The 26389-nt window shown below is 55.6% G+C and carries 28 protein-coding genes and 2 tRNA genes; 12 read left to right on the top strand and 18 right to left on the bottom strand.

Annotated features, from left to right (window positions below; genetic code table 11):
* Nucleotides 1–2025: a DEAD/DEAH box helicase gene (locus DK510_RS13130; protein WP_109312615.1), complete on the bottom strand. Its 2025-nt coding sequence runs from the start codon at nt 2023–2025 to the stop codon at nt 1–3.
* Nucleotides 2026–2796: 771 nt separating this feature from the next.
* On the opposite strand from DK510_RS13130, the gene DK510_RS13125 reads away from it, so the two are divergent.
* From DK510_RS13125 to DK510_RS13085, 9 genes are all read left to right on the top strand, one after another.
* Nucleotides 2797–3318 carry a hypothetical protein gene (locus tag DK510_RS13125; protein ID WP_109312477.1) on the top strand — a complete coding sequence of 174 codons (522 nt, stop codon included), beginning with the start codon at nt 2797–2799 and terminating at the stop codon, nt 3316–3318.
* 453 nt (nt 3319–3771) lie between these two features.
* A complete protein-coding gene (locus DK510_RS13120) occupies nt 3772–4647 on the top strand; it encodes a hypothetical protein (RefSeq protein ID WP_109312476.1) in 876 nt (291 codons plus the stop codon).
* Between the two features lie 20 nt (nt 4648–4667).
* Nucleotides 4668–5093, top strand: a complete 426-nt coding sequence (locus tag DK510_RS13115; RefSeq protein WP_109312475.1) for a hypothetical protein — start codon at nt 4668–4670, stop codon at nt 5091–5093.
* A 373-nt stretch (nt 5094–5466) separates the two neighbouring features.
* The gene (locus DK510_RS13110) at nt 5467–5784 is read left to right on the top strand and encodes a hypothetical protein (RefSeq protein WP_109312474.1); all 318 of its coding nucleotides are present in this window, start codon (nt 5467–5469) and stop codon (nt 5782–5784) included.
* A 106-nt stretch (nt 5785–5890) separates the two neighbouring features.
* Nucleotides 5891–6208 carry a hypothetical protein gene (locus tag DK510_RS13105; protein WP_109312473.1) on the top strand — a complete coding sequence of 106 codons (318 nt, stop codon included), beginning with the start codon at nt 5891–5893 and terminating at the stop codon, nt 6206–6208.
* 11 nt (nt 6209–6219) lie between these two features.
* Nucleotides 6220–6864 carry a hypothetical protein gene (locus tag DK510_RS13100; RefSeq protein WP_109312472.1) on the top strand — a complete coding sequence of 215 codons (645 nt, stop codon included), beginning with the start codon at nt 6220–6222 and terminating at the stop codon, nt 6862–6864.
* Between the two features lie 419 nt (nt 6865–7283).
* The gene (locus DK510_RS13095; protein ID WP_160116522.1) at nt 7284–8750 is read left to right on the top strand and encodes a tannase/feruloyl esterase family alpha/beta hydrolase; all 1467 of its coding nucleotides are present in this window, start codon (nt 7284–7286) and stop codon (nt 8748–8750) included.
* A gap of 74 nt (nt 8751–8824) precedes the next feature.
* Complete coding sequence (locus tag DK510_RS13090; RefSeq protein ID WP_234999077.1) at nt 8825–10090, top strand: MFS transporter; 1266 nt, start codon at nt 8825–8827, stop codon at nt 10088–10090.
* A gap of 662 nt (nt 10091–10752) precedes the next feature.
* Nucleotides 10753–12810 carry an autotransporter outer membrane beta-barrel domain-containing protein gene (locus tag DK510_RS13085; RefSeq protein ID WP_234999076.1) on the top strand — a complete coding sequence of 686 codons (2058 nt, stop codon included), beginning with the start codon at nt 10753–10755 and terminating at the stop codon, nt 12808–12810.
* 686 nt (nt 12811–13496) lie between these two features.
* Here the strand turns inward: DK510_RS13085 and DK510_RS13080 are convergent.
* The 7 genes from DK510_RS13080 to DK510_RS13050 all read right to left on the bottom strand — a co-directional run bounded on the left by DK510_RS13080 (nt 13497) and on the right by DK510_RS13050 (nt 17864).
* A complete protein-coding gene (locus DK510_RS13080) occupies nt 13497–14675 on the bottom strand; it encodes a DUF6538 domain-containing protein (protein ID WP_200833240.1) in 1179 nt (392 codons plus the stop codon).
* Nucleotides 14676–14736: 61 nt separating this feature from the next.
* A tRNA-Phe gene (locus tag DK510_RS13075) sits at nt 14737–14811 on the bottom strand.
* Between the two features lie 79 nt (nt 14812–14890).
* Nucleotides 14891–15073 (bottom strand): DNA gyrase inhibitor YacG, encoded by a 183-nt coding sequence (locus DK510_RS13070; RefSeq protein WP_109312468.1) that lies wholly within the window; start codon nt 15071–15073, stop codon nt 14891–14893.
* Nucleotides 15070–16092 (bottom strand): ribonuclease E/G, encoded by a 1023-nt coding sequence (locus DK510_RS13065; protein ID WP_109312467.1) that lies wholly within the window; start codon nt 16090–16092, stop codon nt 15070–15072. The genes DK510_RS13070 and DK510_RS13065 overlap by 4 nt, the downstream gene beginning before the upstream one ends.
* Nucleotides 16089–16667: a nucleoside triphosphate pyrophosphatase gene (locus DK510_RS13060; protein WP_109312466.1), complete on the bottom strand. Its 579-nt coding sequence runs from the start codon at nt 16665–16667 to the stop codon at nt 16089–16091. The genes DK510_RS13065 and DK510_RS13060 overlap by 4 nt, the downstream gene beginning before the upstream one ends.
* 11 nt (nt 16668–16678) lie before the next feature.
* Nucleotides 16679–16897 (bottom strand): translation initiation factor IF-1, encoded by a 219-nt coding sequence (gene infA, locus DK510_RS13055; RefSeq protein ID WP_005978431.1) that lies wholly within the window; start codon nt 16895–16897, stop codon nt 16679–16681.
* Nucleotides 16898–16988: 91 nt separating this feature from the next.
* A complete protein-coding gene (locus DK510_RS13050) occupies nt 16989–17864 on the bottom strand; it encodes a carbon-nitrogen hydrolase family protein (protein WP_109312465.1) in 876 nt (291 codons plus the stop codon).
* A 296-nt stretch (nt 17865–18160) separates the two neighbouring features.
* Between DK510_RS13050 and DK510_RS13045 the strand changes: the two genes are divergently transcribed.
* Entirely contained in the window at nt 18161–18721 is a 561-nt protein-coding gene (locus DK510_RS13045) for a CHAP domain-containing protein (RefSeq protein ID WP_109312464.1), read from the top strand.
* 138 nt (nt 18722–18859) lie between these two features.
* Here the strand turns inward: DK510_RS13045 and DK510_RS13040 are convergent, their stop codons facing one another.
* The 10 genes from DK510_RS13040 to DK510_RS22985 form a co-directional block, all read right to left on the bottom strand.
* Nucleotides 18860–19453 carry a GNAT family N-acetyltransferase gene (locus tag DK510_RS13040; protein ID WP_109312463.1) on the bottom strand — a complete coding sequence of 198 codons (594 nt, stop codon included), beginning with the start codon at nt 19451–19453 and terminating at the stop codon, nt 18860–18862.
* Nucleotides 19446–19844, bottom strand: a complete 399-nt coding sequence (locus DK510_RS13035; RefSeq protein WP_058275394.1) for a ketosteroid isomerase-related protein — start codon at nt 19842–19844, stop codon at nt 19446–19448. Before DK510_RS13035 ends, DK510_RS13040 begins: the two co-directional genes overlap by 8 nt.
* 2 nt (nt 19845–19846) lie before the next feature.
* Nucleotides 19847–20299, bottom strand: coding sequence for a low molecular weight phosphatase family protein (locus DK510_RS13030; protein ID WP_058275393.1), 453 nt, complete (start codon nt 20297–20299; stop codon nt 19847–19849).
* A gap of 3 nt (nt 20300–20302) precedes the next feature.
* Nucleotides 20303–20782, bottom strand: coding sequence for a UPF0262 family protein (locus DK510_RS13025; RefSeq protein ID WP_058279383.1), 480 nt, complete (start codon nt 20780–20782; stop codon nt 20303–20305).
* Nucleotides 20783–20850: 68 nt separating this feature from the next.
* Nucleotides 20851–21651, bottom strand: a complete 801-nt coding sequence (locus DK510_RS13020; RefSeq protein WP_109312462.1) for a hypothetical protein — start codon at nt 21649–21651, stop codon at nt 20851–20853.
* 121 nt (nt 21652–21772) lie between these two features.
* Nucleotides 21773–23074, bottom strand: coding sequence for a histidinol dehydrogenase (gene hisD, locus DK510_RS13015; protein ID WP_109312461.1), 1302 nt, complete (start codon nt 23072–23074; stop codon nt 21773–21775).
* Nucleotides 23075–23134: 60 nt separating this feature from the next.
* Complete coding sequence (locus tag DK510_RS13010) at nt 23135–23602, bottom strand: GNAT family N-acetyltransferase (protein ID WP_160116521.1); 468 nt, start codon at nt 23600–23602, stop codon at nt 23135–23137.
* 44 nt (nt 23603–23646) lie between these two features.
* Nucleotides 23647–24123 (bottom strand): DUF2948 family protein, encoded by a 477-nt coding sequence (locus DK510_RS13005; protein WP_058275388.1) that lies wholly within the window; start codon nt 24121–24123, stop codon nt 23647–23649.
* Nucleotides 24120–25388, bottom strand: coding sequence for a UDP-N-acetylglucosamine 1-carboxyvinyltransferase (gene murA / locus DK510_RS13000; RefSeq protein WP_109312459.1), 1269 nt, complete (start codon nt 25386–25388; stop codon nt 24120–24122). Before murA ends, DK510_RS13005 begins: the two co-directional genes overlap by 4 nt.
* A gap of 6 nt (nt 25389–25394) precedes the next feature.
* On the bottom strand, nt 25395–25550 hold the full coding sequence (locus tag DK510_RS22985; protein ID WP_199520031.1) for a hypothetical protein: 156 nt from the start codon (nt 25548–25550) through the stop codon (nt 25395–25397).
* A gap of 83 nt (nt 25551–25633) precedes the next feature.
* Here DK510_RS22985 and DK510_RS12995 point away from each other — a divergent pair.
* Nucleotides 25634–25708, top strand: a tRNA-Thr gene (locus DK510_RS12995).
* 79 nt (nt 25709–25787) lie between these two features.
* A complete protein-coding gene (locus tag DK510_RS12990; RefSeq protein WP_160116520.1) occupies nt 25788–26282 on the top strand; it encodes a DUF6538 domain-containing protein in 495 nt (164 codons plus the stop codon).
* Nucleotides 26283–26389: the final 107 nt, after the last annotated feature.

Genomic DNA, 26389 nt, shown 5'->3' with positions numbered 1-26389 from the left:
CTAAGTCTTGCGCCGTTTCGGCAAGGCGTCTCCACCTTTTCCCGGTTTCGCAATCGTAGTACGGGTGCGGTTTTTCTTGCTGCTGGGTTTTCCCTTGGGCGGCGGTGGGCCTTTGGTGGGTTTACCGCCGGGCTTTACGCTCGCGTCTTTAGTTTTGCCGGCAGGTGCTTTATGGGACTTCTTCTTTGCGCTTGTTGCCGTGAATTTGGCATCCGCATCACCCGTTGTGCCGGTCCCTGACGAGTCCTTGCGCTGTACCGAGCCAGAATCTTTGAATCGGGTTGGTTTGGAACGCTGTTCCGCAGGTTTTTTGGGCTTGCGATCTTCGGGCTTAGGTTTGCGGTTACGGGGCGTCGGGGCATCGTTCCAATCGACCGGGGTTGTATCCCCTTTGCGCGGACGCGGTTTACCCTTGGGTGGGCGGTTGGACTTTGGACGCTCAAACGCTGGCACGTCAGGCGCGCCATCCAAGCGCACAACGTCTTTCGAACCTTCGATTTTCATACCCGGTCCAACAGCCGCCAGAAAGCCCGCAACACTGACTTCGCGGATCTCGACGTAAGACACATCATCGGCAATCCGGATCGCACCGATATCGTCTTTGGTCAGATCACCGGCCTTGCAGATCATCGGCAGCAAATGGCGCGGCGAGGCATTTTGGTTGCGACCTTCAGACAAGGAAAACCAAACGCTCGGACCAAAGGCGGCCCGGGGTTTCGGGCGGTCCGCCGTCACAGGGGCCAACTCTTCCGGCGCTGAGTGGCGCAATTTATACTGACGGAGATACGCTGCCGCAATTTGTTCAGGGGTAAATTTTTCAACCAGGTGCTGAACCGCACCCTGTTCGCTTTCGGTAACTTCGACTTGCCAGTCATCCGAGGCGAGCATCCGCGCCTGATCCCGTTCGTTCACCTCATCCGAAGACGGGGCGACGCCCCAATCCGCCGTGAGTTTTGCGAACTTCAGAATACGCTCTGCCTTTTTCCGCGATGACGGTTCGACCACCAGGGCACTGACGCCCTTTCGCCCTGCCCGGCCCGTGCGCCCAGAGCGATGCAATAGCGTCTCGTGACTGTTGGGCAGCTCGGCATGGATCACTAGATCGAGGTTCGGCAAATCAATTCCGCGCGCCGCGACATCTGTCGCCACACACACCCTCGCACGTCCATCGCGCATCGACTGCAACGCGTTAGAGCGTTCACTCTGCGTCAGCTCACCGGACAGTGCCACCACAGAAAACCCGCGGTTTGAAAGCCGCGTGGTCAGTCGTGACACCATCGCGCGGGTGTTACAGAAAACGATGGCATTGGGAGCTTCGTAATACCGCAATGCATTGATGATCGCGTTATCCCCGTCCCGCGGCGCCACCATCATCGCACGATATTCGATATCGGCATGTTGGGTTTTCTCGCTGACAGTGCTCACCCGCTCGGCATCGCGCTGATAGCGCGTTGCCAGGCTAGCAATGGCGCGTGGGACCGTAGCCGAGAACAGCAACGTTTGCCGGTCTGCCGGGGTTTCATCCAGGATGAACTCAAGATCCTCGCGAAATCCAAGGTCCAGCATTTCATCTGCTTCGTCCAGAACCACAGCCCGGATCGCGGTCAGATCAATGGAACCACGCATGATATGATCGCGCAGGCGACCCGGCGTTGCGACAACAATATGCGCCCCACGCGCCAAAGCCCGGCGTTCATCACGCATATCCATGCCACCGACGCACGAGGCCAGAAACGCGCCCGCAACAGAGTATAGCCAGCTCAGCTCGCGCTTGACCTGCATGGCCAGTTCCCGCGTTGGCGCAACCACCAAAGCCAACGGCGCGCCGGACGCCCCGAACGTCTCATCTTCGCCCAGCAATTGCGGTGCAATTGCCAACCCAAACCCGATGGTTTTTCCCGATCCGGTTTGCGCCGACACCAACATATCGCGCCCTTCCAGCTCAGGCTGTGTCACGGCCTGCTGGACTTGTGTCAAAGTATCGTAACCCTTGCGGGCAAGCGCATCTGCGATGGTCTGTTTCACGGTGGTGTTCTTTGTATCAGCCGGGGGATACGTGCCTTGCGGTATTGCAATCAGCGCATCTTCCAAGGTTAAAGACCGCCTCTTAACGGGAGTCGCTGGCAATGTATAGCCGTGTCTTTTGTGGTGACCGAAGTAAAAAACCGCCGGTCACGAGGGTGTATTTTGATGAACTGGTCTGCGGCTTCAGCCAACTGTCAAAAGCCGATGCGAAACCAATACTTTATCAGTTAAAGTGGTGCCCGGGGGCGGAGGTTCTGTTCCTCCTACAGGCACTTCTTCAGCTGGTGTCTCCAGCAAAACAAGGGGTATGCGAGGTCGTGTGCTGCTGTCAACAGGCACCAAATGGTCTACGCAGTGGTCTACGGTGGCCTTCAGAACCCTTTAGCTGCCCCTAAAGCCCCGTTGCGGTTCCCGCGGGGCCGTACTCACACCGACACCTCCAGCGCCCCCTCACGCACCCCTGTGACCGCTCTAGGCCACCCGTGGTGCACTCATGGTTCAATGGGAGACCACCCCGGGAGGGGGGAAGACCCGAAGGGGACGTATGGGGAAAGGCGCAGAGATTTTTCTGGGAGAAACGAAGGGGGCGAGGGGTGCGTGCATTAGATAACTTGGCGGGGTGTAACCGGTGCATCGTCTCGTCGTCGGGATTGCTTCTTATCGTTAATTCTGAAACTCAAGCAAATCGTTGATAACAATAATAAAGAGTATTCCAGCCTCCTAATGAGAAGAAAACGCCGATTTGCGAAAACCAGCAGGGATATCGACACTATGGCCACAAGCGACAAGAATTCGAAAACTGCCAAGCCAAAGGCTCGTAAGAATTGCCAACACTGTAGGACGAAATACACCCCATTCCGCGCGACGTCTAAGTACTGTTCCGACAGCTGCCGAGTTCTGGCCTGCAATCAGCGCAAAGTAGAAGCTGCTGATAGAGCCACAAAATACGAAGACAGTATGCAACGCTCTCTCCGGTGGCACCGCAAGCAGGAACACCTGCTGCACCTAAGTGAAGATGAACTCAAGATACACATCGAAGCTAAGTGGAAAGCACGAGAAGAGAGAAATCAAAAAAGAAAGGCTGTGGCGAAGGAACGTTACGCGGATCGAAATTCTCTAAGGAATACGGAAATCATGCGCCGAAGAATGCAGTCAGAAGTTGAGAAACAGAAGCAACTACTTCAAGTGCACCACAATGCCTACCAAAAACAGGATACTGATGTCAGCGGGGTTTCAAAAAACCCAATGATCGAGACAAAGCGCAAGAGAGTAGTTGTCTCTAAACCAAGTTGAACAAAGTCAGGCGAGTAGACCAACGTGCTTTTCTTTGTACGCGGTCACAACAACAATAGCGTAGTCGAGACCAATACAGGTCCCAATAGTTGATGCGAAGATGGCAAGAGTGAAAGACAACATTCTTGAAACATCACCCCTTCGCGCATCCAAACAAAAAGTAACGAACTTAACGAGTAAGGACCAGAAACGGTCCACTGTTTATGCTCATTCTTGAGCAATCTGCAGTGTCCTGTGTACACGGTTCAACTGCAGAACTCCTCCTTACAGAACTACCCTAGTCCTTTAAGGATGGCCTCCTTGGGGGGCGGCTAATCTATTGTATTGCAATGGATTTATAACCCTCCCACCTCCAACTGCCGTGTTTTTGGATAATGAAAATACGACAACCTTATCCCAATAACTGCGGAACAAGCCCTTACAGGCACTTCTGCTCCAATAGGAAATACTGATATGACTAACGTCACTGTCATCGACACCATCATGGGTGCCGGTAAAACTTCTTACATCATCGAATATATGAACCGAGCTTACGTAGATGGACTGTTCAACGCTCCTGACCGTCGCTTCATCTACGTGACGCCTCTCTTGGATGAAGTTGAGCGGGTGAAAGACGCTTGCCCCGATCTCGGTTTTAAAGACCCAAAGCCGATACATGGTCGGAAGTTCTATGGTCTTCAAAAGCTCATCGACGACCGCGAGAACATCGCCACCACACATGAACTGTTCAAGCTGATCACTCAAGAGACCCGCGAGTCACTCATGAAAGCCAACTACACACTCGTCATCGATGAAGTGCTGACATGTTGTGATTTCTTCGATGGTTTAAGCAAGCATGATCAAGACGACTTGTTCACGACAGGTAAGGTGTATGTCGAAGAGGCTACGAACCGTCTTCGCTGGAACCATGATGAGCATGGAAACTATGTCGGAAAGTTCTCTCCGATCAAGCACCTCTGCGACAATGGCAACTTGGCTGTCTATGCGGATGGCAACCGGGGTAAACGTGTATTGATCTGGCAGTTCCCGACGGAGTTTCTTGAGTGCTTCGGTGAGGTCTTTGTCCTGACCTACCTCTTCCAAGGATCACCCATGCGGTCATATTTGGAGGCAGAGGGCGTGTCCTTTGATCTTAAGGCAGTATCCGGGTCTCGCACTTACGGTTACTCTCTCGTGTATTGGCTGGATCCGACGAAGATGACGCAAAGGCAAAGATCAGGGAGTTGGTCACAATCTATGAAGGCAAAGGCAACGACATCGGCACTCCAAAAGGTCGGGAGCAGCCGTTGTCTTCCTCTTGGTTCAAACGTGCAGACACAGCCACATTAAGTAAGCTGAGAGGGAACACTGTGACATTCTTCAAGAACCATGCCGAAACCCGCGCTGGGGAAAATGCATGGACTACCTTTAAGGACCATCGAACAAAGCTGAAAGGCGAGGGCTTCTCGGGAAAAGGATGCTGGACACCTCTGAACACTAAGGCAACCAACGCCTTCGCTCACAAGCGGTCTATGGCGTATCTGGCCAACAGGTTCTCGCTTCCAATTCTGAGGAACTTCTTCGCTGATCGCGGGATCGACATGAATGACGACATCTACGCGATCTCTGAGATGGTACAGGTGATCTGGCGCACAACAATTAGGAACGATGAACCTGTGATGTTGTACATACCCAGTGAAAGGATGAGAGGTCTATTCAGGCTGTGGCTAGAAACAGACAGCACGGCTGAGCTCATCGAAGCACTTCAACCGGAGACTACAAAACTTGCTGCTTAACAACGTGGCTCTCGCCTGAACAGCGGGAGCCTTTTCTAGCTTAGTGGGCGCGTATGTGTTTGCGTTCCTACCTTTTTTGATCTTACCGTGCTTAAAGATCCAAGATATCAATACAGATGTAAGCTGGTCCATAGAATGGCTTCTGGGTCGCACCGACAATGAATTTAAGAAAATAGCTTCGGCGCCTACCGGTGAAACCTAAGGTGATCCTCTGGGAGGGCTCTGGGAAGGTGATTGACATCTGAACCAAATGCATTCGCCGCATCACAAAATTTCCACATTATGACCCACGCAGTGACACCATAACGCGGAAACAATCAACTCATGGTGGAAGCAATATTTGCCCATTCGCGGGGGCAATTTAGGAGGCGTGATGAAGAAATTACTTTTGGCGGTCGTACTCTGCCTGGCAACGCCAGCCATCGCCGAGGTTCCGAGATACAATGCCAAAGAGTATTGCCAACAAGTCGCGACGGTGAGCGGCGGTTCCGCCATGATCTTGAACGGCTGCATGGACATGGAACAACAGTCCTACAACACACTTAAGCCCATTTGGTCGCGCATTCCCGCTCAGTCGAGAAACTACTGTGATGACGTGGCACGGGTTACAGGCGGGTCATACAATATCCTGCAAGGCTGCATAGAAATGGAAGCAGACGCTTCGAACCTCACGCGGACTTTCAAGTACTGATGCGCCTACTGATACCCATCGCACTTTGCGCTGCATCGCCCGCGCACGCCGACTTCATTGACACAACGTGGGCCGTGGTCGGTTTCGAAGGCGAGAAGCTTGGTCCATGAGCATGATGGAGGCTGTAGGGCGGTCTCAGTCGTTCAATCGAGGCTTTGCGGACGGGGTTTTCTTTACCTGTAACGGTGGCCTTTCAGCAACTTACAACGTCTATGAAAATGACGCGTTCTTCCAGAACCCGGAGTTCGAACTGTTCTTGCCCTATCGAGAAGGTATGGAATTGAGTTCAGAGCGACTGTTTGTGCACCGGATTTCGTGCACATCGAACGGTTTCAGCGCGATCTACCCTTTCATGACAAATGAAGCTCGCAAATCCGCGTGGTACCTGTTTGAAGGTGGGGTTTTCTCGCTCTTCGCGCCTTAAGGAGAATAAATATGGTCGATGCAATTGCTTGGGTGCTGGCTCTCGGAACGATGTTCCTCATGGTCTATATCCCATACAGAATACTGCGGTGGATGTGGCGTGGGCTAAGGGGGACGCATGTCGCTGATGCGCCCAAAGTTGCAACCTATCAGGACAAAATAGACGCCGCCCGGCAAGAGTTGATTACCGTCCCTTCCGACGACCTTAAGGAAGGAACGATGGCTGCGTCCATGCCGGTCCTTGATCCAACGCACTATGGCTATAGGCCGGTGGCGAAGGAGAGCTTGGTTGCTGTCCAAGACGATGTGACCAAGATGGAGTTCAAGAGCACAGGCAACTTCGGCGCGGTGGGCGGTTCCGTCTCAATACCTATTGCGAAGGGCGTTCGCTTCCGTGTCGGAGGCGGCAACGTAAAGAGGCATAAAGAATGGCAAGGCACATCGCATGGTCGGTTGTTGTTGACGGATAAGGCGTTCGTCTTTGAAGGCGATCAAAAGAACGAGCGTATCACATGGGGGCAGGTCGCGGACATTGAATTTCTGACGGATGGTTTCCAAGTTGCCAAGAGAACGGGACCGCCGCGAACGTTTGCAGTCAGTAACCCTGATCCTAAGTTCGCAGCCGTGTTGGATTTGATGCTGGACCGTGTGGGCTAACGCGAGCTTTGTTTTTAAGATTGATTCTGGTTGTAGCTCCCTCGGCCTTCTTCGCTTTGGTCACATCCGCAAAATCGAACACGGTTAGGTGAATGGAATCGGGCATCGCAAAGGCCGCTATCCATCGCGATCCAGTCATTCGACAAAAAGAGTCAGATGACCGCTCTGAGCCCTTAGCTGCCGATTGAGATCGGCCCTCGCGAATGCTTCTCTAGGTGGTGAAGCAGACTTCGGGTATCTGATCTGGGAGGGTTAGCCTTCTCATTTTGGCTTTCCAGTGTTTTAGTCAGCTTCGAGCCATTCTGGAGCAGTCTATGACGAGAAAAAGAACCGCCCTTTCTTTGTTAGTTATGTCGGTGGCAATCCCAATACCGACAACCTCAATGGCGAACCAGTGCGAGAGCGCCAGTTTTTCACCCATGCCTGACGTTGCTCTTATGATCGTCGCCCTTGAAGAAACGCCGAAACCACACTGCCGGGTCGTTGGAGTCATCGGTACCGAAACAGAGTTCGAGCTGCTTCTGCCAGATGACTGGAACGGAAAGTTCATAATGGGCGGTAGCGGAGGTTTTGCAGGAAACTTTGACAACGCGGCCGAGGGGTACTGGGGGGTTGTCGAAAAGGGATGGGCGACTGTTTCGACCGACACCGGGCACAAGGGAAACAACGTGAGCGCTGTTTGGGCGCTCAACAATCTCGAACGGCAGGTGTCGTTCGGGTTTCAAGCAGTGCACCGAACAGCGGTAATGGCTAAGGCGTTGATTTCAGAATATTACGGGTCCGAAAGCCAACGCGACCTCTTCTTTGGGTGCTCCCGTGGCGGCGGACAGGCATTGATGGCAGCACTGCGGTCACCTGATGTGTTCGACGGCATTTACGCCGGGGCCCCGGCCTATTCCTGGACCAAGGAAATGGCTGGCCGGTGGACCCACGACGCCCAGATAATGTATCCCGATCCGAACCAGATCATGACGCCAGTGATAGATGCCGATGCCCTTGCCGTCCTTTGGGGTGCGATCATGGATCATTGTGATGCACTGGACGGGCTTGAAGACGGGATTCTGAATGATCCAAGACAGTGTGACTTCGATGTCTCGACACTGACCTGCGGTGAAGGTCAAACCAATCAATGCCTCAGCCTGAAACAGGTAGCAGCAGCCAAAGCCATATACGGCGACGCGGAATTCGGCGGCTTCGTCTGGCCTGGGACGCCAATGGGAGCGGAATTGCCGGGCAGTCCGCTTGGCTGGGCGACCTGGATCACCGGAGGCTACGTGGATGGCGCCGACATCGATTTCCATCCGGGCTCGGAGGAGAGTGCGTTTGAAAGCCCAAAGATCCCGAACGCGCGTTGGGGATTTGCGACGGAGTTGATGAAATACTTCTTCTACGGCAACCCGGACTGGACCTACGAAGGTTACGATTTCTCAGATTTCGCGCACCAAGCGGCACGCCTCAGTCCGACAATCGACGCGGACAATCCAGACCTTTCTGAATTCCGGGCCAACGGCGGCAAACTCATCATCGACAACGGTTGGATGGACAGTTCGCTCACAGCCTACGGCACAATCGCCTACTACGAGAGCGTGCTGGAATTCGACCCAAACGCCCTTGATGACGTGCGGTTGTTTGTCCGTCCCGGCGTCACTCATTGTCGTGGCGGTCCTGGTCCGGACGGCACCGACTATATTGCTGCGCTGGAAGACTGGCTGGACACGGGCGTGGCACCCGACCAGCTTGACGCGCCCTACGCCTCGCCTGCGCCGGGTCGCCCCCCCACCGGACAAGGCGGACGGATCATCTGCGCCCACCCTGGTGTCGTGACCTACAATGGCAGCGGTGCCCCGAACGACCCGATGAGCTTCAGTTGCCGAGTTCCGCAATAGGCATTTAACTGGCAGGCTCAAAATGCACCGTTATCGTGTCAGAAGCCCGCTGCCCACATTTGGGATGAACATCTTTGACGAATGAGTTCTCCGCGAGATTGCTGACACTGCGATCGCTCTTTCTGGCGATGGCATCGGTGCAGCTTGTGACCGCCGCGTCGGGGACTCTGGTGGCGCTATACTTCGCCGAAACCGGCGCGTCACAGGAAGTTGCAGCACTCGCTCCGGCAGCTTACTCGCTCGGGTTCCTTATCGGGTGTTTCTACATCGCAGGGTGGATAACCAAGGTCGGCCACATCCGCTCCTTCGCCGCAGGCGCGGCCATCTGCATCGGCTCGACCCTGACCTTCGCGCTCAGCGAGCCCGTTCCGGTTCTGCTGTTCGTCAGGTTCGCGACCGGTGTTGCTACAGCCGGACTGTTCGCTCTGGGCGACGCGTGGATCAGCGTCTCTGCCGAGAAGGCCAGTCGCGGGCGGCTTCTGGCGGTTTATGCGACGGTGCTCGGCGTGATGTCCGTCGGCAGCCAGCTTATGATCCAAGTTTTGCCCGAAGACCTCAACGAAGCCTTCATCGTGGTTTCGCTGCTCTATTGCGTTGCAATTGTCGTGCTGACCGCCGCGCGATCTGACCCTCCTACCGTCCAGTCCAGCGCCAATGTGCGGATTCGCGGGTTGTTCAAGGACTCGCCCACTGCGTGGGTCGGAGCATTTACGGTCGGAATGGTCGCAACGACATTGCTCAACGTTACGCCCTACAGAGCCGCCACTTTCGGGATCAGCACCAAGGAGATCGCTCTCCTAATCGGTGCACTGTATTTCGGACGGGTTCTCTTCATGTACCCGCTCGGGTGGGCATCCGACCGCTACGACCGGCGGGTCATCATTCTTATCAACGGAGTAATCGCCTCAGCCCTGCTTTTATATTTCTCGATAGTTGGCAGCGGTGACGGGTCGGCCTATCATGCGATTTTCGGAACAATCCGGCATTCGGTATTCCTCGGCCTCATGTTGATCCTGGGCGGAGCCTTGCTGACAATGTATTCGCTTCTCGTCGCACACGCGATGGACCGAACGCCCCCCGTCTATGTCGCTGCAGCCTCGGTGACGATGCTTTTTGTCACGACTGCCGGAGGTATTGCAGGCCCGTTAGTTGCCAGCCTTGTTTCAGCGGTCTTCGAGGATTCTGCGTTGCACTGGGTGCTGTTCCTCATGATGGCTGGCTTCACGGTGTTCGTGAGCGTCAGATTCTCAAAACGCGACGCCTCTTCGCCAGCCGAGAAGACCAGTCACGTCGTGGCGGGAACGACCAGTACCGAGGTTGCGCCAGACAACAAAAGGTAGGGGAAGATACGTGTCGCATGGGGAAGGAAACGGGCTGCTCTTGGATTGGCCGATAGCGCTGATTTGGCTAACGTTGGGCATCGGTCAACTTGCAGCTCTACTTTAAGCAGACCTTGTTTGAGTCGCTTTGCAACTTGCGAGCAGAATGAACGTCTAATGCATCCGGCGCATTAACATCGCTTAGAGTGCTCGCTTTGTCCGGATAGCTGTCTTTCACGCCAAATGCAGCGAATGTCTACTTCGAGCCCAAAGCAGTCAATCGTTCGACTTTTCCGAAATACTTAAAAAAATGCACTGCATATCAAAAACGGGTGTAGCCTCACTTGTGTAGTTAGGGGAGAACGCTAATGCAAACAAAGGACCCGGCAAATTCAGCAAGGTACGCTCAGCGCTTAATTGTCTCTAGTTCCACGTTGGGTGCCTTGGCTTATTTGCTATTGCCGGGCCACGCATACGCCCAAAGCTCACAGGCCTGCGTAGAATTGGGCGCTCCCCGGATAGAGTATTCATCAGGTTCTGAAACCACTCTTGCAAATCAAAGTATCTCAACGACCGAGCGAACATGCCTTCCGATCCCAAACGGGCCCATAACAGGGCTAACGATTGGGAACTCTACTATAACGTCTTCTGGTGAAATTGAGTTGTATGTCCCAGGACAGAACTTGGTTCCCAGTAACGCCTCGGTATTGACGCTGCTGAATGTGGACGTCGCAGCGGGCAGTGGGGATTTTGTTTCTCGAGAAGCGCTGGCTACGAACATAAACGGCAAGCTAAGAGTAAACCTCATAGGAACATCCATAGGTTCAGGTCGTTCCATGACGTTTGCGCCCTTCAACGGCGCCAACATCGACCCTACAGAAATGTATTTTCAATCCGACCGCCCGTTAACCTACGACAACCTAACGGTCATGGGAGCTACCGAAGTCGTTTTCGGTGCGTACTTCATCCAAACAAGGATTGTTGATGCGTCCGATTTCACACTGACGAATAGTTCGATTTCTTCAACCAGTGACCTGGCGATAGCAGCAGGCACGACTGTTCGGCTTGATGCAGCAAGTAGTTTGAACACCGTAAACTTTGAGAATTTTGGCACGTTGGCCGGTACGGGAACCGTGAACGCGTTCAACTTCACAGTTAAGAACGGCGGGGTGCTTTCCCCGGGCTTTTCAATTGGTACACTTAATAACAGTGGCGGAATCGCCTTTGAATCTGGGTCAAAGCTCTTAAGTGAAGTCGATCCGACTGCCGGGCAGAAAGCGGACTTGGTGTCATCTAGTGGGCCGGTGACAGGAATTAACAGCGCCACAATCCAAGTAGAGGCTGCTCAGCCCGGTCTGACTGCGCAAGACTATGCGGCCGGCAACAATTACACGGTTCTTCAAGCCTCGAGTATTGATGGGGACTCACCGACGCTCGTTGCAGGTGGATCTCTGCCAGCTTTGTCCAATCTGACGATAGCCAATACGCCCACCGCAGATGGTCAGGTCGACATTGCATTCACTGCACAACCAGTCTCAAGCTTACCGCAGAACCCGGCGGTTACCAGTTCGCCAAACGCCAGCAACCTCGCTGGAGCGGTTGCTAATACCACAAACACATCACCGGGGACGGGGCTCAGTAGCGGTTCAACAATTGGTGCCGCTGTCAATACGCTCACCAATTCAGGTCTGGCTGGGTTTAATCGCGTGCATGCGGAACCCTATTCCTCCAACCTGACTATTGGGCTTGAGCAACTAGACCTGATAACAAACACGGTTCTGAGCCATGCTGACTGCCGCAAATATCAAGCAGTTGGTTTCAACAATCAAAACAGACCCGTCGCATCAGGTGGCATCGACACGGTCCACAGCCCTAGTGACGCAATCGACTGCTCTGATCGGCGCTGGTGGATCGACACGGCCTATTTGAGCGGGGACGTTGATGGAAGTAACGGCCTCGGGACATTCGACTATTCGCTCGGCACTATTTTGGTCGGCGCGGATGTCTTCAGTTCGGAAAGAGGGGTCGTTGGCGTGTACGCAGGATTCGGGACATCCTCCATGGATGAGCACGATCAAGTTGATCAGGACTTTTCGACCGACAGCTATCACGCGGGCGTCTACGGGCGTACAACGACCGGAACGTGGGAGTTCTCCGGGCTAATCGGTTACATGTTCGGTGAAACTGACGCCAAGCGGAATAACCCATCTGTAGATGGGTTTACGGGAGGCGAGGCAAAGTCGGATTTGGACCAAGAAGGCATTCACGCCGGTATCCAGGCACGGAAGCTGTTTAATCTGGACAGTGGCGCAAGAGTTTCCACGGTTTTCGGGCTAAACTACGGGCGCATCCAACAAGGCACTGGAACAGAAACCGGAGGCGGCGATTTCAACTATTCAATTGAAAAAGCGGATGCAGAGTCTTTGGTCGCCTCGATTGGCGTCGACTATCAACGGGACTTTTTGAGTGACAATGGTGTGCTAACCCCAATTGCCTTTGCTCGCTACGAGTACGACTTTTTTGCCAACAAGGATGGTGAGCATGAAGTCACGGTTACAAGCCCGGTATTTGGGACATTTACACAGGTCGGGCAAAACCGAGGAGCCAACGGCTTCGTTCTCGGGTTGGGGCTAGGGTATCAAATATCCGAGCAAGCCAGACTAACAGCAGGATACGGCTATTCGGTACGTTCAAATGGTCAAGAACATGGTTTGGGGGCAAATCTTAGTGTTCGATTCTGATTTCGTGACACAGTTGTTTCTTTTTTGACATCATACACGTTGACCACAGTTGTTGCGGCAATCATCGATGAGCCCTGTGGACGTCAGCTTTGTCCGCAACTCGGTCATAGCCGGGATTTCGGCGAACGTCCGGTGTTGGTAAAAATCTGCCGTTGAAGTCCTGACCTGTTTATAGGTCCAGAGCCTAAGGGGCACGGATATTGGGAAATTCCGGTTCTGGGGACATGTTTGACCTCACGAACTCTTCTCAAGGTTGCTCGTCGCCCCCTTCGTTTCTCCCAGAAAAATCTCTGCGCCTTTCCCTATACGTCCCCTTCGGGTCTTCCCCCCTCCCGGGGTGGTCTCCCATTGAACCATGAGTGCACCACGGGTGGCCTAGAGCGGTCACAGGGGTGCGTGAGGGGGCGCTGGAGGTGTCGGTGTGAGTACGGCCCCGCGGGAACCGCAACGGGGCTTTAGGGGCAGCTAAAGGGTTCTGAAGGCCACCGTAGACCACTGCGTAGACCATTTGGTGCCTGTTGACAGCAGCACACGACCTCGCATACCCCTTGTTTTGCTGGAGACACCAGCTGAAGAAGTGCCTGTAGGAGGTACAGAACCTCCGCCCCCGGGCACCATCCCTTCAGCTATCCCATTGGTATCAATCCAGCTTTTAGCAACTGCTTGGAGCCGTAGACCATGTCGGCTCACGTGACTGCCTTCATCCACTTCTGGAGAACCTCAAGCGGGTACCCTGAGCCATAGCCGTGGTCTACACCGTCCGTTCGCCAGCCCCCGATCTGATCAACAATGTCGGCGGGACGCTCAACCGCCCTGAGGCGATCCCGCATTGAATGGCGGAAGCTGTGCATAGTGCATCCTGCTGGCGTGTACTCTTTCATCCATTTGTTCAATGCGGCACTGGCAGCGTTCGCGTTTGTTGTCTCCGTCTTGTTGTATCGTGGGAAGGCGAACTCTGACGGACCGTCCTGAGCGAGGATACGCTGCGCCGCCCAACGCGCCTGACCTTCAAGTGGCACTTCGCGCTCGCTGCCTTTGGTCTTCAGACGCCGCCACGAATGGTGACGAACACAAACAACGAGAGACCCATCTTTCTTGGTGACGATGTCTTCCTTGCTCAACCCTGCAGCTTCGGCGAGACGCATTCCAGTGTCCGAGACCAGCGCAACAAGCCAACGGAGGTCGTCGTCGATCTCTCGACATTTCGATTGGACGGCTTCAAGCTTGTCAGCAGGGATTGGGCTACGGTCGGATACACCCGCCGTACGGTCATAGTAGACCCCAGCGAAGGGATTGTTCAGCGTCAGACCCTGCTCACTCGCTGCAAAGTTCGTGACGGCTCGTAGTGTGCCAAAGACCCGGGTCAAACTGCTACCTGCCAAGCCTTGTGCAATCAGTGCATCACGGAACTTGTTTGCGTCAGCTTTGGAGTAGACATCGAGGTGCTTGTCACCGCAGGCATCGATTACGTAGCCACACGCTCGCTCAGCGGCTCGGTGGAACGTGACCGGACGGCCCTTGCCCTTCTGCTCAAGGTATATCGCCACGGCCTCTGACAACAAAACAAATGAAGACAAACTTACATGTGAAACAGAAGAAGACCCTATCGCACCTGTAGCTCCCATCCTCAGCATGTGCTTTCCCGGCAGCTGCACATCTTGTGATCTGAGGTGGAACCAGTAGTCATCGAGCTGGTCTGCTGCCTTTCTGGCACGAGCTTCAGCGATCTTTCCTGACCGTGTACGCAGCGAGTAAGCGATCCGTGGCGACGAATAGTGGCGAAGCAGCTCTTTCGGGATGCGACGACTGAAGTAGAAAACTCCATCTTTTACGAAGGTGAACGTGGGCGAAATGGTCTCCGACATGGTCTACGGCTCCAAGCAGTTGCTAAAAGCTGGATTGATACCAATGGGATAGCTGAAGGGATGGTGCCCGGGGGCGGAATCGAACCACCGACACGAGGATTTTCAATCCACTGCTCTACCCCTGAGCTACCCGGGCACGGGAACGGCGTTTGCCGTTGGGTGGAGGCCTTCTATGACTTGCCACTGGCAGTGTCCAGAGGCTTTTTCACATTTTTTCAATGTGGACGTTGTTGCTCTGCTTCGGGATCGGAAACTTCGGTTTCAACGTCCTCTTCCCGCTGCGATGGAACCGCGTAGGACCCGTTCAGCCACTTGGCCAGATCAATATCAGCACACCGTTTCGAACAGAATGGTCGAAACTCGGTTACAGACTTTTCTGCGCAGATCGGGCAGCTCATTTCAGCACTTCCGACAACGGGATACGACCGCGTTTGCGCTGTAGCTCGTAGTGGCCAAGAGGGGTCCAGCCTGCCAGCGTGGTTTCGACCGAATCTGCCTTCAACGCAGCGCGCAGAGAGGCTTCGAACCCACGGCGATCCTTTTTTGGCATTGGTGCTAGGTCCAGAGTGATTTGCCCCCCAAGACCGCGAACGCGCAAGGCACGGGCAAGCCCCTTGGCACAGGCGAAATTGACCTTGGTTCCGGCTGCCATCGACGTGTCGGACCCGGTGTTGACATCCACAGCGACCAAGGCCCGGGTGGGCTGAATATATAGATACCCGCCTCCGGGCAGTGGCTCGGAAATACCACGCGCCACGTCCAATGCATCCAATACGCCATGCGTTTCGAAACTGCCCGGCTGTGTCACAACCTCAGCTGGGTCAGTCCAGTCGCGCCAGGCCAGAACATGGGGTCCGTCACCTTCCAGCAGCAGCTCGGGCTCAGTTCCCGGATCGTTCAAAACCTGATCCGCATGGGCCAGCATCGCACCGATATCTTCGGCGATTTCAGCCGCACCTTCGCCCTCACAACAGGACCGCAGGATCAGGCCATGGCTGCTGCCCTCCATGCTCTCATGAGCGATCTCAAGAAGGCGGTCACGCTCATCTTCGTCGTGGATGGAACGTGAGATATTCAAACCGGGCGCATCAGGCGTGACGATCGCATAGCGGCTTTTGAACAGAACCCGATCAGTCACTGGCAGTGCCTTACCGGGTTCAGCATAGCCCGTCACCTGAACCAACATCAGTGCACCGGGTGCGAGCCCTTTGACCTGTCGCAAGAAAGCCGGACCGTCAGGCGTGGTCAGGAACATGCCGCCCTGCCCTTTGACCGGTCGGTCGGCACGGGCGCGGTAAATCGTGCCCGGCGCGGGCGCGTCCGCTGCAATCAGGAAATCGTCCAACTGACCGTCGACCATAAGGGCGGCAGCTTCGCGGTTTTCGATGTGATCCAGAACGATGGTTCGACCCTTCATGACACCTCACGATACAGGGGATAGCCGATGCCTTGCAAAAGCGCGGCGGTCTCGGACAGGGGGAGCCCCACGATGCCGGTAAACGAACCAGAAATCCAAGGGATGAAAGCCCCGGCAGGGCCTTGAATGGCGTAAGCGCCTGCTTTGCCCTGCCAGTCTCCGGTCGCCAGGTAAGCGTTGATTTCGACGTCTGACAGGCGTTTGACCTTGACCTGAGACACCACATCACGTTGCAGAACTCGGTCCCCGCGCCGTACAGCGACCGAGGTGATTACGCGGTGCCGTCGACCGGACAAAGCATGCAGGAATTCAGCCGCCTGGCCCGCGTCTTCCGGTTTTCCCAGAATACGGCGACCCAGTGCGACAGTGGTATCCGCACAAAGAGTTACATCGTCGCCATCGGCCTGTACCGCCTGCACTTTTGCCCGCGTAATGCGATTGCAATATGGCACCGGCAGCTCACCTTTCAGCGGCGTTTCATCAATGTCGGGTGCACGGATGGCATCGGGCTGCACGCCAAGCTGGGCCAACAGGTCCAGCCGCCTTGGGCTGCCCGATCCTAAGATAAACGCCATTGCGGCAGGCGTTACTTGAAGCGGTAGTTGATCCGACCCTTGGTCAGATCATAGGGGGTCATCTCGACCTGAACTTTGTCGCCGGCCAGAACACGGATGCGGTTCTTGCGCATCTTGCCTGCCGTATGTGCGATGATCTCATGGCCGTTTTCCAGCTCGACCCGAAACGTCGCATTAGGCAGGAGTTCCTTCACGACACCGGGAAATTCGAGCGTATCTTCCTTGGCCATGTTGTCTCCACATTTAAGTTGCACCCGCAGAATCTGCGGGGATGTGCGCTTAAATGAGCCTATTTTGGCCCTATTTCAAGGGCGGAATCACCTATAGGGCGGATATTGTGACCGAATCGACTCGGGGTGATTGCTCATCCCAATGAGTTCGGTTGAGGACATGGCCATCGGAACGCACACAGGCGATGGCCGACATGTCGACTTCAGCATAAGTCCAGCCGGGTTGGTTCAGGGTGTCTTCGGCCAGCACTCCGGTCGCGGGAAAGCCCTTGTCCGGTGGACCAAATATACCGCCAGTGCCGGTGTTCAGATCAACGGCTTCGGACCAATCATTAGCGCCCACCAGGGACGACATCACCGTAACGCATTGATTTTCCAATGCTCTGGACATCGCGCCGATACGCACCCGCCAATAGCCTGACAACGCCTCGGTGCAGGATGGGACAAGGATAAGGTCTGCCTCGCTGAGAGCACGACCCAACAGCGGGAACTCACTATCGTAACAGATCAGCACCCCGATTTTGCCCAGCGCAGTATCGAACAGTTTCAGTGGGCCGCCAGGGGCAATATCCCACGACTCGCGTTCGAACCGGGTCATGATCTGTTTGTCCTGATGGTCCTGTTTGCCATCTGGCGCATAGAATGCAGCCCGGTTCACAGGTCGACCAGGGCCATCCACAACCGGGGCCGATGCGCCCAAAATGTACGTCTTGTACTCCTGCGCGAGGCGCCGGTGCAGATTTCGCACATCCGCCATCCGATCCGAGACCGCGTGGATCGACCGCTCCAGATCACCCGCCACCTCGGCCCCGTCGAGCGTAGACAGCTCCATCGCGCCATATTCAGGAAAAACCAGCAGGTCCGCCCCCTGCCCCGCGGCGTCTGAGACCCAGCGGTCCAGCTTGTCTTCATACTGCGCCCAGCTGTCGAGCCAATCGAGGTTATAGGCGGCAGTAGCGACTTTCATGGGCTATCCTTGCGGTCCAAACTCGGGCGAATTTAAGTGTGAGTTCGCGGTCTGTATAGCCCCATCCTGTCAACATGTGTATTGAATGAACAACTCCACTGTGGGCTCAGTGCCGACTTCTTTTTCAAGCGCAACATCCATCACAACGAGTGCATATGCGTCTTCCAGTTCAGCCATTGGGTTAACAACGGCACAGGGAACTGGCAAAATCTTGCGGGAGAATTGGCAAGCCCCTTTTCATTTTCGGCCAAATCATCGTAGAACCCCGTTAGTCTTCGAACCGGCAATGAAGCGTCTTGGAATACAGCACCTACAAAACAAATACGATTTGGCCGCGCCTGTCCGGCACCGCCCGAACCGCGATTGCGGTGGGTGTTTTTTGTCTTGTCTCCGCCTGCTCCGAGCGTCCAACCGATGCAGACCTCAATCCGGAACGTCAGTCAATGGCTTTGCGGGAGGTCGCGCAAAAGCAAGCCCGGGGGCAAAGGGTGTGGTGCGTTCCCTACGCACGGAACCTCAGCGGCATCCAAATTCGTGGCAACGCCAAGGATTGGTGGGGAAGGGCGCGCAGTACATTTGAACGCGGCAATGAACCAGCTGTCGGTGCTGTGATGTCGTTTCGGGCAACCCGCGGAATGCCCCTGGGTCATGTGGCTGTCGTGTCGGATATTGTCACGGACCGGGAAGTTATTGTGAATCACGCCAACTGGCACCGAAACAAGGTATCGTTGAAAATGGGCGTCAGGGACGTATCCAAACACAATGATTGGACCTTGGTCCGTGTTGAAACCCAACCGGGCCGGTATGGCAATTTCTACCCAGTGAACGGGTTTATCTATCCGAAATATGACGGGTAGCTCAGTTTCTCTTCGCGTCCACCGCGAGGCATCGGAATGCGCCAAGAGCGTTTCCTGCTTCGGCCGTGAATCGCGGGCACTTACCGTTTGCGCGGGGATGCAGAACGTCGATATCGTCCACAGAGAACAGAAAACTATCTATAAAGCCCGCATCCAAAACTGCAGTCGCTTTGCTGTTTCGCCCTCTTCGCCAACATCCTTCCAAGAAAACTGCGCGATCACACCACGCAGCGGTTCGTATCCACGCGCGTGCCAGAAGGCATCCAGGGGGCGATAGTTTTCCGGACGCATCGGGTGATCAACAGGGCGCTGCACGCTGCAAAAGGCGCATTTTCTGAAGCCCAGCTTGCGTGCGTGTTCCTCGCGAAGGTCAAAGAACTTATGGCCAACTCCCTGCCCTCGATAATCCGATAAAAGGACAGACTCGGCGCAATAGAAGACTTCGTTCAGATCCAGACCAGAGCCATCAAAGGCGGCAGCGAAATCATCAGCGTGGTCGGTCAGTGGGGCACCGGTCGAAGCGCCTATCAGGCGGTCTCTATCAAATGCCCCGACCACGATAGCCTTATCGCTGTCCCGGTAGGACTGAAGGTACTTCCGCTCGTATTTGATGTCGCCGTCATACAGATACGGCCACGCCCGAAACACCTGGATCCGCAAACGCGCCACATCATCCAAGGCATCTGTCAGCGCCGCCCCGGTCAGGGGACGAACAGCTGTAACCTCAGCCATTCGAGACCTGCTTGGTCCAGTCAGCGAGGTTGTAGAACGTGGTGACGCGGGTAATTTTGTCGTCTTTCAAGTCAAAGAACGACCCGGCGGGCAAGCGATAGGTCTGACCGCGGGCTTCGGGCAAACCCTCATCCGTTTGCAGATAGGAACCGTTCACAGTGAACTCTGCCGCAGCACGAGTACCGCCTGCGGCCTCGAACACCACGATATCCGTTAGGTGTTCCTTGTAGCAGCGGTTCATATGGGCGCAAAAGGCCGTGAATTTTTCCTTACCGGTGCGGATCTGGCCTTCGTTCACGTGATGCGCCACATCATCGGACAGGCAGGCCAGCATGCCGTCGACGTCACCGGCGTTGAAAGCGTCGAAATAGGTTTTGACGGTCTGGTTCATGGTCACTCCGTAGGTTCGCCCCAGCGGCCCTTCAGATGCTGAATGATCTGGTCGCGGGTCTGTCGGTAGTGAATTAACTTGTCTGCGCGGCTTTCGCCCAGTCCGGTAGGGTCCATTATTGGCCAATAATCGACATCCAAGTGAAAAATGCGCGTCAATTCCAGAGCCTGGCGTTGACTGGCCGGCGACAACGCAACGATCAGGTCGAACGAGCTTAGGTCGTCGCCCCATTCCTGCATTTCATCAAACGAGCGTGACCGGTGACGGGACAGTTCAACGCCGACTTCTTGGCAAACCGCGATGCAGAACCCGTCAATCTCAAGGTCATTTCGCACACCGGCGGATTGTACGTAGGTGCCGGTGCCGTAGAACTTTTTCATGAGCCCTTCGGCCATAGGGGACCGAACCGCGTTATGGTCGCAACAAAACAGGACCGACTGCGGCAAAGGCTTCACGCGTCAGCCCCCGAAATGCAGCACGCAGATCAGCGTGAACAAACGGCGTGCGGTATCGGTGTCGATGTCAGCCTTACCTTCAAGACGTTCTTGCAAAACGCGGCTGCCTTCGTTGTGGATGCCGCGACGGGCCATGTCGATGGTTTCGATCTGGCTGGGCGGCAGGGTCTTTACCGCGTTGAAATAGCTTTCGCAGATCTGAAAGTAATCTTTGACCACCTGGCGAAACGGCCCCAGTGACAGATGAAACTCTGCCGCCTTTTCCTCAGCCTCTGTGGCGATGTCGAAGACCAGCCGTTTGTCGCGGATCGATAGCTGCACACGGTACGGTCCGTCGGGCACGACACGGTCATCGCGTACAGGCAGCGCAAAGCTGTTTTCTTCCAGTAAATCATAGATCGCAACCTTACGCTCCTGCTCGATTTCGGGGGTCGGCGGTGGCAGGTTTCGGTCATCTAGTTCGATGTGCGAGATACGAGTCATAATGCGTGGTCCGTTCAGGTCGGGACAGACTTATCGCAATTAAAAATGATGAACAACGCAAGAGCAGATCAAATCGGATGCTCCGCAGGGTCGATTTGATGGTTTTTCAGAAGCTGATCGATCAGAGAGCCTTCATTAAAGCTCTTTACGCCTGAAAACATCCGACGGAACCATGATCCATAAAAGTGGATCGACATCTTGTCCTGCCACTCGAGAAAATCCAGCTTTGAGATATCTGGGTCGTTCCACAAAGCACGGAAGCGCGGCGGAATTGAATACAATTCGGTTCGCGGCGTTGCCATCGAATTCTCGTCGCTTTTAGAGACATAGTAATACAGCATTGGAGGCCCCAGGCTAAACAGGGGCAAACTCCAATACGTGGATTTTCCAAAGATACGCAGGTAGGCTTGTTGCTGATCTTCCGGCCACCAGGGCGGAACAAGATCGCTTTCGAATGCAAATTCGCACATCTGCTTTAACGCTAGGCTTCCAGATGGAAAGGCCAGAACGCCATTCATCAACCGTTGTTTGTTACGGTTCCCTTGCGGGAACAGGTAGCCCTGGTTCGTCTCGAACGGTCTGTTCGCATAGGCATCGGCATCCACCCAGATATAGTCCGTATCCTGCATAAGTTTCAGGCGGAACAGATCCGCATGAACGGCAACGGATCGGGTGATTGGATCACGGTAAATCTCGGACGTATCAAAAATTTCGCGTGCGTCGCGCGCCTCAATGTAGTCCGGAATATCCTCTAGGTCGCCATAGTGGTAGACGATCGGCTTCTGGTCCACATCCGCGAAGGATTTCAGGCACAAATGCTCCAGAAAACTAAACCGCTTGCCGATCCAGAGTGTTGCCACGCGTTCCAAGTCTGGCTCCTATTTGTCAGGTCCTTCGGTAAAGGCGCCGTTGAACAACAGGTTGTTTCAAGCCCCTACCTAGATAATCCGTGCAGGTTCGCGGCGGGTGTGACCCTTAGGCCATAAGGATTTAGCCGTTCAGACGCTTCAACCGCGCCGTTACTGAAAGTCCATGCGCCTCGAGGCTTTCGGATTGCGCCAGTTGCTCAGCTGCGGGTCCAATCGCACGCAGGGCTTCTGGTGTCATCCGGCTGAGTGTTGTGCGCTTGAGGAAGTCCATCACACTGAGACCAGAGGAGAAACGGGCCGAACGAGCCGTCGGCAGCACGTGATTGGGGCCGCCAACATAGTCACCTATGGCCTCGGGCGTGTACTGGCCCAGGAAGATCGCGCCGGCGTGGACAGTCTTCGCGCTCAGCGCCACGGGATCCGTCACGCACAGCTCAAGGTGCTCGGGCGCGATGCGGTTCGACAGTGCCGCCGCCTCGTCCAAATCACGCACGGTGATGATCGCGCCGAAATCACGCCAACTGGCCCCTGCGATGGCGCGGCGCTGCAGGGTTTCCAGGCGTTTGTCGACAGCTTTGGCGACGGCCTGTCCAAACCCGGCGTCATTTGTAATCAGAATCGACTGCGCGCTTTCGTCATGTTCTGCCTGGCTAAGTAGATCCAGCGCGATCCAGTCGGGATCATTATCCTTGTCGGCAATCACCAAAATCTCGGACGGACCGGCAATCATGTCGATGCCAACCTTCCCGAATACGCGGCGCTTGGCGGCGGCTACAAATGCGTTGCCCGGACCCGTGATCTTGTCGACCGCTGCAATTGTGTCGGTGCCATAGGCCAGTGCGGCAATCGCCTGTGCCCCGCCAATACGATAGATCGTGTCCACACCGGAAAGCTGCGCCGCCAGCAGGACCAACGGGTTCACTTGCCCGTCCGGTGTCGGCACGGCAATGGCCAGACGCTCAACCCCAGCGACCTTCGCGGGGATTGCGTTCATCAGCACGGAAGACGGGTACGATGCCAGCCCGCCGGGCACGTAGAGACCGGCAGCCGACACAGCAGACCAACGCCAACCCAGCATTGCGCCCGACGAATCTGTCCACTCGTGATCCTCTGGCAACTGCTTTTCGTGATAGGATCTGATGCGCTCAGCGGCCAATTCCAAAGCAGCCCGATCTTCGGACGAGACCTGATCCACAGCCTCGGTGATCTGTTCAGCGCTGAAGGCCATTGTTTCGGACGTCAGCTCCAGTCGGTCAAACTTGGCGGTCAGCTCGATCACCGCCGCATCGCCACGTTTCCGCACGTCATCGATAATCCCGGCGACAACGGCGTCCACATCCGGGCTGTCCTCGCGCTTGGCGGACAATAGTGTTTTGAAGGCGGTCTCGAATTCAGACGACGTCGTGTCGAGGAAAACAGGCATGTTCTGGCACTCCGGAGCGTTTGATCGGGACATACCGCCCAGATGGGCCGGCCTCAACCCTCAGTCCTGTAGGTGCAACGATTTGCGCATACTCAGACAGGACACGTCATTGCGCTGACTGCATCCTCTGGTGGCTTCCCAGCCGTGCCGCACATAGAAACCCTGTGCCGTTTGGGTGGCTTCAAGCTGCCCCTCGGCACAGCCAAAGTCGATAAGTTCTTGCTCAAGCGCCTTCAACAAAGCGCCGCCAATACCCCAACCAATGTGATCTGGATCGATATACAAAAGCGTGATTTCTCCAGCTTCGGTCAGCCCACCGACTGCCGCAGTCTGCCCGTTATTCTCGGCAAGCCAGATTTGTACGCCGTTCCTGATCCAGCCCCTGATCGTCGCCGGATCCTTGTTTGCGGTCCATTGTGCGATCACCTTAGGATCATCCTGATGGTCCGCCGTGCAAAGCTCGGTAATTGACCGGACCAGAACACGGCTCAGATCGAACACGTCGAAAACGGTCGCACGACGCAGCACCAGACCTTGGGGGGGGGCCGGTGAATGCCTGCGCTATGCCGCGCTTATTCCGGATGGTGCGGTGCCTGACCGGATGGGGCCTGATACGGCCGGGTCACGTCCTTGAGGGTGACATCCAGCGCCTCGACCGACAAGCGGATCGTACCGTCCCCCGCCAGTGTCAGCATGATCTGCCCGGCACCGTCTTCGCCCGCTTCGAAATCAATCGACAGCAGGGACATCACCATTTCCTTGTCGCCGCGTTCGACCCCTTGGCTCGCCACAGACAGCACTGAATCGAAAACCAGAACCGACTGCACCCGTTCAAACGGGCGGTCGCGGCGGGCGGCGGCATCTTTGTCTTCCCAGCGGAACCGGTTCAGCAACAGGCCAAAGCGACGCTCAGAGGGCCGCCACGTCATCTCGGTGATTGGGAAAATCGCATCCTGCGCCAGGGTTGAGATCACCTGAAGGTCATCGGCGTCCTCGGCCCCCAGATTCAGTGGGGCCTCACGTCCGTCTTCGAAACTTGCATCTGTCATTGGCCTTTGATCCGTTCAATCTTTGCGCCCACGCCTTCCAGCTTACGCACCACATGTTCATATCCGCGGTCCAGATGATAGACCCGACTGACGGTCGTTTCCCCTTCAGCCGCCATTCCGGCCAGAATCAACGAGACTGAGGCCCGCAAATCCGTCGCCATCACCGGCGCTCCCTTCAGACGTTCAACCCCGGTCACGGTCGCCGTGCCACCGTGCACTTCAATATTCGCGCCCATGCGCACCAATTCCGGGGCATGCATGAAGCGGTTCTCAAAGATACGTTCTTCTAGAACCGAGGTACCTTCGGCCGTGCACATCAGCGCCATCATCTGCGCCTGCAAATCCGTCGGGAAGCCGGGAAACGGCTCGGTCACAACGTCCACAGCGTTAACACGGCCGTTCTTACGGGCAACCTTCAGGCCATTTGGGGTTTCTTCGACATGCACTCCTGCCGCATCCAGCTTGGCCGCAAAAGATTCGACCAAAGCCATCCGACCACCCAACAACTCAACTTCACCGCCGCACATGGCCGGGGCCAACATATATGTGCCCAGTTCGATCCGGTCGGTCACCACCTGATGCGTTGCACCATGCAGGCGATCAACGCCCTGAATCTCGATGGTCGAGGTCCCCTCACCCGAAATTTGCGCACCCATCTTGCGTAGGCACTCAACCAGGTCAACAATCTCAGGCTCACGCGCGGCGTTCTTCAGAACGGTCGTGCCTTTGGCCAGCGTGGCGGCCATAACGATGTTCTCAGTTGCGCCCACCGAGGCAAAGCGCATCTCATGCACTGCGCCTTTCAGCCCACCCGGGGCTTTGGCGTGCAAGTAACCGTCTTTAAGCTCGATCTCGGCGCCCAGCGCCTCAAGACCTTCGACATGCAGGTCCATCGGCCGCGCACCGATGGCACACCCCCCCGGCAACGACACAACGGCCTGTCCAAAACGCGCCAGCAAAGGACCCAGCACCAGATTGGACGCCCGCATCTTGCGCACGATCTCATAATCCGCTGTCTGACTGGTCAGATCATGGCTGGACATCGCCAGCACCTGACCATCCTGCAACGAGGACACCTCGGCCCCGAGCGATTGCAACAGCGCAGTCATTGTCTTGATGTCACTCAGTCGCGGCGCATTGGTCAGCGTCAGCGGTTCTTCGCTGAGCAACGTTGCGGGCATCAGCGTCAGGCATGCGTTCTTGGCCCCCGCAATCGGTATCTGACCGTTCAGCGGCCCGTTGCCCGTTACCAAAATCGAATCCATCTGCTCTTATCCCTCGTCCTTGCCGGTCTTGTCCTCGGATGCCGCCCGCGCTTTGGCCTGCGCCTTGCGCCGCGCCATATTCGCCTTAAGCGCGGCCTTAAGCCGTTCTTCGCGCGCGTCCCCGGATTTACCGTCTTTTTTAGGTGAATTTTTATCTGCCATTGTCTTTCTCTACAGGAGACGAAAAAAACCGTCCAGACACCCTTGCGCCGCGTTTCGTTTGAGTCTAATCACCCGCCCACAGCGCTGCTGTAGCTCAGAGGTAGAGCACTCCCTTGGTAAGGGAGAGGTCGAGAGTTCAATTCTCTCCAGCAGCACCATGATTTCCTTATATTCGTCAAAAACTTATGCCGAACCAACGGCTTGCGCTTGCAGACTCCTACACAGGAGTCCTACACAGTGACCCTTACCATGCCTACACCAGTCAAAGACAAAAAGAGCAGAATCTACTACGTCAGGGTGCGCGTTCCAGCGGACCTTAAGGGAATCGTTGGCCGCGCTGAGGTGTCAAAGTCACTCCGCACGAGAGACCCAGCAGTCGCCAAGGAGCGATTTGCGGCTGAGTACGCCAAAATTCAAAAGCGGTGGGCTTCCCTTCGGGCAAAGCCTGAACCCCTCCCATTGAAAAAGATCGTCGCACTTTCGGCGCGCGTGTATTTCCGCCTTATGGAAGTATTGGAAAATGAACCGGGAGAGCCTGAGATTTGGCACCGCGTTCTGGAACTGAGCCAACAGGCGGAGGCTGCTGAGGGCGGGTTAGAAAAATGGTATGGAGATGCCACTGACGAGATATTGGCAGAAGAAGGAATTGCTGTAGACGAACCGACGCGCGCTCGTTTGCTACGCGAAGTCCATAGGTCTTGGACGCAGGCAGCTAGGTTCTGGACCCATTAATTTGGTTGTCGCCCTCTCGGTTGCGTGATTCAAGCGCCTGAGTTTCAGGGGTATATCATGAGCAACCTATTCTGGCTGACGGACGAACAGATGGCACGTCTTCAGCC

It is taken from the genome of Ruegeria sp. AU67 (assembly GCF_900312795.1).
Lineage (GTDB): Bacteria > Pseudomonadota > Alphaproteobacteria > Rhodobacterales > Rhodobacteraceae > Ruegeria > Ruegeria atlantica.
Note: the sequence above shows the minus strand (reverse complement) of the source record. Positions and strands in the feature narration are given on the sequence as shown.